The 8,330-nt window shown below is 45.7% G+C and carries 6 protein-coding genes; 4 read left to right on the forward strand and 2 right to left on the reverse strand.

The genetic code is table 11. From position 1 onward, the window contains the following. Window positions 1-88: 88 nt before the first annotated feature. Both IQR33_RS17375 and IQR33_RS17380 read left to right on the forward strand, forming a co-directional pair. A complete protein-coding gene (locus IQR33_RS17375; RefSeq protein ID WP_005374408.1) occupies window positions 89-592 on the forward strand; it encodes a DUF2850 domain-containing protein in 504 nt (167 codons plus the stop codon). 369 nt (window positions 593-961) lie between these two features. Further along, window positions 962-3,508, forward strand: a complete 2,547-nt coding sequence (locus tag IQR33_RS17380; protein WP_193837826.1) for a glycosyl hydrolase family 18 protein — start codon at window positions 962-964, stop codon at window positions 3,506-3,508. Between the two features lie 168 nt (window positions 3,509-3,676). Here IQR33_RS17380 and IQR33_RS17385 read toward each other — a convergent pair whose 3' ends face one another. Then, the gene (locus IQR33_RS17385) at window positions 3,677-4,534 is read right to left on the reverse strand and encodes an alpha/beta hydrolase (protein WP_017633823.1); all 858 of its coding nucleotides are present in this window, start codon (window positions 4,532-4,534) and stop codon (window positions 3,677-3,679) included. Window positions 4,535-4,662: 128 nt separating this feature from the next. Further along, entirely contained in the window at window positions 4,663-5,253 is a 591-nt protein-coding gene (locus IQR33_RS17390; protein WP_047102492.1) for a TetR/AcrR family transcriptional regulator, read from the reverse strand. A 250-nt stretch (window positions 5,254-5,503) separates the two neighbouring features. Between IQR33_RS17390 and IQR33_RS17395 the strand changes: the two genes are divergently transcribed. Together IQR33_RS17395 and nhaD are read left to right on the forward strand one after the other, a co-directional pair. Continuing rightward, entirely contained in the window at window positions 5,504-6,529 is a 1,026-nt protein-coding gene (locus IQR33_RS17395; protein WP_193837825.1) for an acyltransferase, read from the forward strand. Between the two features lie 420 nt (window positions 6,530-6,949). Beyond that, window positions 6,950-8,330 (forward strand): sodium:proton antiporter NhaD (nhaD, locus tag IQR33_RS17400; RefSeq protein ID WP_228013959.1); only part of this gene is annotated, 1,381 nt, incomplete at its 3' end.

Here is an 8,330-nt window from a genome sequence, read left to right on the forward strand (position 1 = left end):
TCATAGTTTCGTCGTCTCAATGGCGGGATTGTTTGTTTTTAAAAAGGAAGGTTTCCACCATGTTAAAAAAGTGGAGAAAATTAGATCTATGACGGACTCGACTCGCCGAAGGCGAAAAGCACGACAAGAACCAAAACTTTCATTTTTGGCTCGCCACCAATCCAAAATCCTCAAGAGTACATTTGTCTGCTTCGGGATGGGTCTGTTGACGTTTTTTGGCTATCAAATCCACCTCTCCTATCAAGACCACATTGATCCGGAAAAGGTGTACGGCGAATGGATTGAGATTGGCGCGCCACCCTACCAAACAGAACGTCTCGTTTTCACTGAAGATGGGGTATACCGAAACCATCGACTTATTACGACGGAATTTGAATTCGATGGCAAGGTCATCACGTTGAATACCGGATTAGGAAAGACCGCGTATCAGATCTCGGGCTCTCATCTTTCACCTCAAATACGCCGTATTGAGCCTCTTATTCCAGATCAGCGATTCATTCGTAAAGGATTTGAGCATACCGTTCAGGGCTCAGAAACCGGCGCAGCCTCTAAACGTCGCGCCGCGTTGAGTGAACACTTCAGCCGTGACTAATACGTCTTCACGGCTATTTTTCCTTTCAATTCTCTTTCTATATCAATGAAACAAAACCTTAATAAACAACAAAATAAGGCCTTCATCGCATTTAACTAACTCGTTACTGAGTAAACAATAATTTTAGTTTCTGCTGAGATTTTATAAATTATTGACTCAGTCTGACACTTTCTGTGTAACAGAGTGCGAGTTTTAGTTAAGTTCTCTCAAGTGCCTCGAAAACCGTCTTAATTTTTTTTGACGAAAAAAAACTCTCTGAAATGCTGAGTGTGATGCTTTTGCACGTGGAGTAAATCCAATCATCTTATCTGGTGCAAGAGCAGCCTATGTTCTAGGTAGAACATGAATCCAAGGATTGAGAGAGAAGTTATGATTCGATTTAACCTATGTGCAGCTGGAGTTGCTTTAGCGCTATCAGGTGCTGCAGTTGCGGCTCCAACCGCACCAAGTATCGATATGTACGGTTCCAACAACCTTCAGTTTTCTAAAATTGAACTCGCGATGGAAACCACGTCAGGCTACTACGACATGGTGAAATACCATGAGCAAGCGAAGATCACTGTTAAATTTAACCAGTGGAGTGGCACACCTGGTGACACTTACAACGTCTATTTTGATGGTGTAAAAGTAGCAAGCGGCCCTATCACTGGTAGCCAAACGACAGCTTCGTTTGAATACGGCCAAGGTGGCTTATACCAAATGGAAATCGAAGCATGTGATGCGACAGGTTGTGCGAAAAGCGCACCAGCTGAAATCACGATTGCAGATACCGATGGTTCTCACCTGAAGCCACTAACGATGAATGTTGATCCAAACAACAAAACCTACAATACCGATCCAAGCGTCGTGATGGGTACGTATTTTGTTGAATGGGGCATCTATGGCCGTGACTACACCGTCGATAATATGCCGGTCGACAACTTGACTCACATCCTTTACGGTTTTATCCCAATTTGTGGCCCAAATGAGTCTGTGAAGTCTGTTGGCGGCAACAGTTTCAATGCGCTACAAACTGCTTGTACAGGTGTGCCTGATTATGAAGTCGTTATCCATGACCCTTGGGCTGCTTATCAGAAGAGCTTCCCACAAGCTGGTCATGAATACAGCACGCCTATCAAGGGTAACTACGCAATGCTAATGGCATTGAAACAACGTAACCCTGATCTAAAAATCATCCCATCGATCGGTGGTTGGACACTGTCTGACCCATTCTTCGATTTCGTGGACAAGAAAAACCGAGACACATTCGTCGCATCAGTTAAGAAGTTCCTGAAAACTTGGAAATTCTACGACGGTGTTGATATCGACTGGGAATTCCCTGGCGGCGGCGGTGCAGCAGCCGATAAGGGCGACCCTGTAAACGATGGCCCAGCATACATCGCACTGATGCGTGAACTGCGCGTAATGCTTGATGAATTAGAAGCTGAGACAGGCCGTACTTACGAGCTAACGTCCGCTATCGGTGTCGGTTACGACAAGATTGAAGACGTAGACTACGCAGATGCGGTGCAGTACATGGATTACATCTTCGCAATGACTTACGACTTCTACGGCGGTTGGAACAACGTTCCTGGTCACCAGACTGCGCTTTACTGTGGTTCATTCATGCGTCCTGGTCAGTGTGACGGTAGTGGCGTTGATGAGAACGGCGAACCGTACAAAGGTCCTGCTTACACAGCAGATAACGGCATCCAACTTCTTCTTGCTCAAGGCGTTCCTGCAAACAAGCTAGTACTTGGTACAGCAATGTACGGTCGTGGCTGGGAAGGCGTAACTCCAGATACACTCACAGATCCAAACGACCCAATGACAGGTACTGCTACAGGTAAACTGAAGGGCAGCACAGCGCAAGGTGTTTGGGAAGATGGCGTAATTGACTACAAAGGCATTAAGTCATTCATGTTAGGTGCAAACAACACTGGCATTAACGGCTTCGAGTACGGCTACGATGCACAAGCAGAAGCACCATGGGTATGGAACCGTACAACGGGTGAGTTGATCACATTTGATGACCACCGTTCAGTGCTAGCAAAAGGTAGCTACGCGAAGTCTCTTGGTCTTGCTGGTCTATTCTCTTGGGAAATTGACGCGGATAACGGTGACATTCTAAACGCGATGCACGAAGGTATGGCTGGTGGTGTGGTTCCTCAACCAAACCGTAAGCCAACCGCAGCCGCTGGCGCAGATCAATCGGTAACAGGTCCTGCAAATGTGGTTCTAGATGGCAGCCTGTCAAAAGACTCTGACGGCACCATCGTAAGCTACGCTTGGGAACAAGTATCTGGCACAGCAGTGGCACTAACAGGTGCAAACTCAGCGAAAGCAAGCTTTGATGCAGCAGAAGTTACTGTTGAAGAGCAATTAACTTTCAAGCTGACGGTGTCTGATAACGAAGGTGCAACGGCATCTGACCTCGTTGTAGTAACAGTGAAACCAGCAGGTGTTGTTGACCCAGTGAACAGCGCACCAATAGCGCAAGTTGTTGCTCCAGCAACAGCAAACGCTGGTGACGTTGTGGTTGTAGATGCATCTGCGTCTAGCGATGCAGACAACGATACCCTGACATTCAACTGGACTCTACCTCAAGGTCTGAATGCAACGGTTGAAGGCTCCAAAGTCACGTTCACTGCTGCGGAATACCCGCAAGACACAAGCTTAAGCTTCACTGTAAGTGTGAGCGACGGTAAAGCGTCTTCATCGGCAAGCGCGACAGTGGTTGTTGCACAGCACACAACCGATCCGAACCCTGGTACTTGTGACAACGCATGGGATGCGAGCGCAGTGTACACAGGTGGTAACCAAGTGACTCACGCAGGTAAAACGTGGGAAGCGAAATGGTGGACTCAGGGTGACGATCCTAGCCAATCTGGCGAATGGGGCGTTTGGAAAGAAGTTGGCGTAGCTAACTGTAACTAATTTCAGCCTTGCAGACTTTCTGCTAAATAAACAAAGGACAGCTTCGGCTGTCCTTTTTGGATTTAACCTCTTAACGAGGAGAGCAACACCAGAGACGAAAAAATCTGAGGTGTTACTTTCAAATCGAATTAGCGCAAAACGGAGCGAGTCAATCAGTAAAAGTAAGGGTTACCAAGCACTATCGAGCAAACGGTCAAAACTACTGAAGACTTGCTCACACTTCATCACTCGACCATGCCCCTGACCTTGTGTTGTCACTAACTCAACGTTTTTAATCTCTTCAGCCGCTTTTGCCGAGACACTGTATTTGGTGAACTTGTCTTGCTCATCATGAATAATAATGGTGTGAGACGGACGCTCAGACAAACGCTTCATCGGATCAATGGACTGTAACGGATAACCAAATTGGTCTTCAACTTCTGAAACCACAGCATTAAAAAGCTTCATCGAGTAACCGGAACGCGCAATGCTACCGAATAAGTTCTCTACGTAATTTAATACCGGAGCAATAAGCAGCAAAGGCTTGTTTTCTAATTTACTGTGCCTACACTCAAGAGCAGAAGCGGTGCCCATGCTGTGCCCAACTAGGCCAACAATATCCTCGACCGTATCCAACACATCTTCTAATCCTCTGACAAACCCCGGAATGTGCCCATACTGCCCCTCACTCTCACCATGTGCCGGATGATCGTACGCCAAAGCAGTAAACCCTTTCGACGCAATATGTTCCATCAGTGGATAAAACTGACTTGCCGTTCCAGACCAACCATGAGTTAGCACCCAAATAGGTCCAGAGCCCAAAGTATAGGTTTTGATGATGCCTGCATGCCCTTTAATTTCACCTTTGATAAGCCCTTGAGGCTCAATATTTTTAGGTTGCGTACGAGCAGGTGTCAGAAGAAGCTTGCGCGCGGTCTTCTTTGCATGTGACGGGGCCAGTGTATGGTGTAACCGAGTACTAATGTTCACCAAACTGCGCTTAATACTGAAACGTTGCGATGTATTAAAGTAAATTTTTTCACTCATAATCATGTCCTTAACTATCAGCTTTGCACAAAATAGAACGGTCGTGCTTTTTACGCTGATAAGAAAGAGCGAACTCAGCCGCTCTTTGTGATTTTATGTCTACGAATCTGGGAAGCGAATAACCGATATTAGCCTTTCCAGCGAGAAAATAAGTTGTCGATCCCTTGCCAAAACAGACGCAAGCTTTCTTGCTCACCTTTAATTGAGTAAAAAACATGCGCACTCAAATAGAGACCGTACAAATCAAACGTTGCTTGGCGTGTATCTAAGTCTGCTGCAAATTCTTGCTTCTCTTTGCCTTTCGTTATTTGGATCTCCAAATAGCTCAGCCAAGTGTCTATGGATTTACGCAGTCCGGCCTGAAGCGGGCAATCTTTATCTGCCGTATCATTCCAAGCGTCAAGAAACATACAACTTCCTTGGAATGCGTGATTCCAAGTCATCCAAGAGTCGAGCAACCCTCGAATTTTACGCTCGATATTGCCATCCCCGAGTTCTCGAGCAGGCTCAATAACCCGATCAGCGAACACTTTATTGGCGTGATCAAGCACCGATAGCTGTAAATTCAACTTCGAATTAAAGTGGGCAAACAGACCACTTTTCGACATACCGCATTGCTTGGCTAACTCTCCAATCGTAAGACTTTCTAATCCGTCTTCGCTGGCGATCTCAAAAGCCCGCTGCAGAATAAACTCTTTTGTCACTTTTCCTTTTTGCATAATCTTATTTTTAGCACGATCGTTCTTTTTTGCAATCTAGAGTTAACTGGTCTAACCATTATTCAGTGCTATTTTCGACTCACGAATCAGGTATTGATTGCGTTAATAGGTTAATAATTAAGAAGTTTGAAGTAAGTCTTAATTTTCGAAACAGCTTCAATGTAAGCGCAAGTCTGTTGACTTTTTCACGTATTACTTCAACAACAACCTGCTATTTTCACCTAAGTTTTTTATTTAGGTAAACAATGTAATGGCAAAGAAACAAAAAATAGCCAGCTTAGAGTTTGCACGTATCATTGCAATGCTTGCGATTGTGGGTTTGCATTGCCAGATGGCACTGACGTACTGGCAGTGGGATGGGATACCATGGGTTGGCTATATGCTCAACCAACTGGCTCGTTTTGCTGTTCCGCTGTTCTTTCTCATCTCGGGTTATCTAATCCAGCCGAAGTTGAGTCATTCACCTATCGATACTCTTAAGAACTACGCCAAACCGTTAATGAAGGTTTGGCTCATTTGGAGCATGATCAGTTTACTGATGCCATTCCAATGGCAGACGGTCGCTGAGGCAGGGTATCTCGCAGAAAGGCAAGGTTATTGGGGGTACTTAATGTCAACCCCGATCAATTCACTCATCGAAGGCGGACTCGTTCATCTGTGGTTTATTCCGGCTCTGGTCATTGCCGTAGCGTTAATTGCCTTTCTCGTGCATATCAATATGGTGCAACTGATACTGCCAACTGCAGTATTGCTATACATATACGGGGTCTTTGCTGGCAGTTACGCGACCATTACCGACCTGCCAGCGCCTTTCTTTACTCGTAATGGGCCTTTTTTCAGCACGTTGCTAGTTGTTCTGGGTTATTTCGCACGAGAAGCGCAGTGGCGGTGGTCGCGAAACAATACGGTTCGATGCATTATTCTTGGCATGGCACTGCATTTTGGTGAAGCTTACTGGCTGATGCAACATGACATCGCTTTCAACTCGCACGACTTCCTATTCGGTACCGTTATCTGGGCTGTAGGTGTCTTTATGTGGCTTTTGGCTCACCCTCATTTTGGCGGCATGCCTTGGGTCTTCAAACTATCTCCTAGCGTGTTAGGGATATATGTTAGCCATCTGCTTATCATAATTGTCATGATGAATGTCGCTGGATTTATCGGGCTGCAACACCTCGCGAAAGATGTGTTTATTTATCCTGCAACGATTGTTGCAACCATACTGCTTGTGAAAGCAATCGACGCTTCACCGTTGAAAAAATGGCTCCTACGCTAAATGCATTCAGCTCTAGATATAGCTAGCTTTAACTCAAAAGGGTTAGAGCTAGCCAGTTAAAAATGAGATTTCTCTCTCACTGACCAATTTTTGACTTTCTAATCCTTCAGAATTTGCTTTCACTCACAAAAAACATTGTTCATTTCCTTTAAATTGGCTCGACTATTACAACATTGCTCATTAAACGGAGGCTGTATGTGGGCAGGTCAAGGACTCGTTCCTTTTTTAGAGATTAGTCACTGGTTAACTTACGGTTTATATGCCGCTGCGGTTTTATTCGGCGCAGCAAGCATTGCGTCACTCAGAAAATAGTGGCGCACACTATCATTTCCTAACTCCTACTGTTAATTCGAGCTCTCTCACAACTAACTCATTCATTTGTGGCTAATATTTCTCCAACCAGACAAAGGAGAAATGTCTATGCCAATCTATCCAATTGTGGCTTTCTGCTGTTTGTTGTTATCTAGCGCCACCTTTGCTGCATCAACCAATGAACTGAACCTTGTTAATTCTGGTGTCGGTTACGCGGCTCTGATTATCTTTTCGATCGCTTACATACTGGTTATGTTGGAAGAGTATCTGAAAATGAGAAAATCCAAGCCAGTGCTGCTCGCTGCAGGGTTAATTTGGATTCTGATTGGCTACACCTTTGCTCAGCACAACCAGCCTGAAATCGCCAAATCCGCACTAGAACATAACTTGTTGGAATATGCCGAGTTGCTGCTGTTTTTGCTCGTGGCGATGACCTACATCAACGCAATGGAAGAACGCAAACTCTTCGATGCCTTACAGGCGTGGATGGTTGGTAAAGGTTTTGGATTCAAAAAGTTGTTCTGGCTGACGGGGTTTCTCGCTTTTGTCATTTCACCGATTGCCGATAACTTAACTACGGCCCTTTTGATGTGCGCTGTAGTGATGAAAGTCTCTGGTGATAATCCTAAGTTCGTCAATCTTGCTTGTATCAACATTGTTATCGCAGCCAATGCTGGCGGTGCATTCAGCCCATTTGGTGATATTACAACCCTGATGGTGTGGCAGGCCGGTCATGTCAGCTTTGCTGAGTTCACTCCGTTGTTTGTACCGTCATTGGTGAACTACTTGGTTCCCGCATTTTTGATGTCACTTTTTGTTCCAAACACAAAACCGAATACGATTCACCAACACGTTGAGCTAAAACGCGGGGCAAGGCGTATTGTCGCGTTGTTCATTTTGACGATTGCCACCGCAGTCTCTTTCCATGCTGTGCTGCACTTCCCACCCGTTATGGGCATGATGATGGGCTTGGCGTACTTACAGTTTTTCGGATATTTTTTGCGCCAAACTCTCAAACACTCACTCGCAAAAAAAGCAGCTATGGCAATTGCCAATGGCGATGATCAGGCATTGAAGCGCTTAGGCTCAGTGGTTCCGTTTGATGTGTTTCATCGTGTGTCTCGAGCCGAATGGGACACCTTGTTGTTCTTCTATGGTGTTGTGATGTGTGTTGGCGGTTTAAGTTTACTTGGCTACCTCGAACTGGTTTCAAACGTCATGTACACGCAATGGAACCCAGTCTGGGCAAACGTAATGGTTGGTGTCCTATCTGCAATCGTCGATAACATTCCGGTTATGTTTGCTGTACTGACTATGGAACCAAACATGTCGATGGGCAACTGGCTACTGGTCACATTAACCGCAGGTGTCGGGGGCAGTTTGCTTTCCATCGGATCCGCGGCAGGCGTCGCTTTAATGGGAGCCGCGCGTGGGCAATACACCTTCTTTGGCCACTTAAAGTGGGCTCCCGTCATCGCCTTGGGTTATG

Origin of the sequence: Vibrio sp. OPT46 (assembly GCF_015163535.1) — a bacterium.
Lineage (GTDB): Bacteria > Pseudomonadota > Gammaproteobacteria > Enterobacterales > Vibrionaceae > Vibrio > Vibrio alginolyticus.

Bases quoted from the DNA above. Each gene is read 5' to 3' on its own strand.
- IQR33_RS17375 (WP_005374408.1), top strand. From the start codon at position 89: ATGACGGACTCGACTCGCCGAAGGCGAAAAGCACGACAAGAACCAAAA.
- IQR33_RS17380 (WP_193837826.1), top strand. From the start codon at position 962: ATGATTCGATTTAACCTATGTGCAGCTGGAGTTGCTTTAGCGCTATCA.
- IQR33_RS17385 (WP_017633823.1), bottom strand. From the start codon at position 4,534: ATGAGTGAAAAAATTTACTTTAATACATCGCAACGTTTCAGTATTAAG.
- IQR33_RS17390 (WP_047102492.1), bottom strand. From the start codon at position 5,253: ATGCAAAAAGGAAAAGTGACAAAAGAGTTTATTCTGCAGCGGGCTTTT.
- IQR33_RS17395 (WP_193837825.1), top strand. From the start codon at position 5,504: ATGGCAAAGAAACAAAAAATAGCCAGCTTAGAGTTTGCACGTATCATT.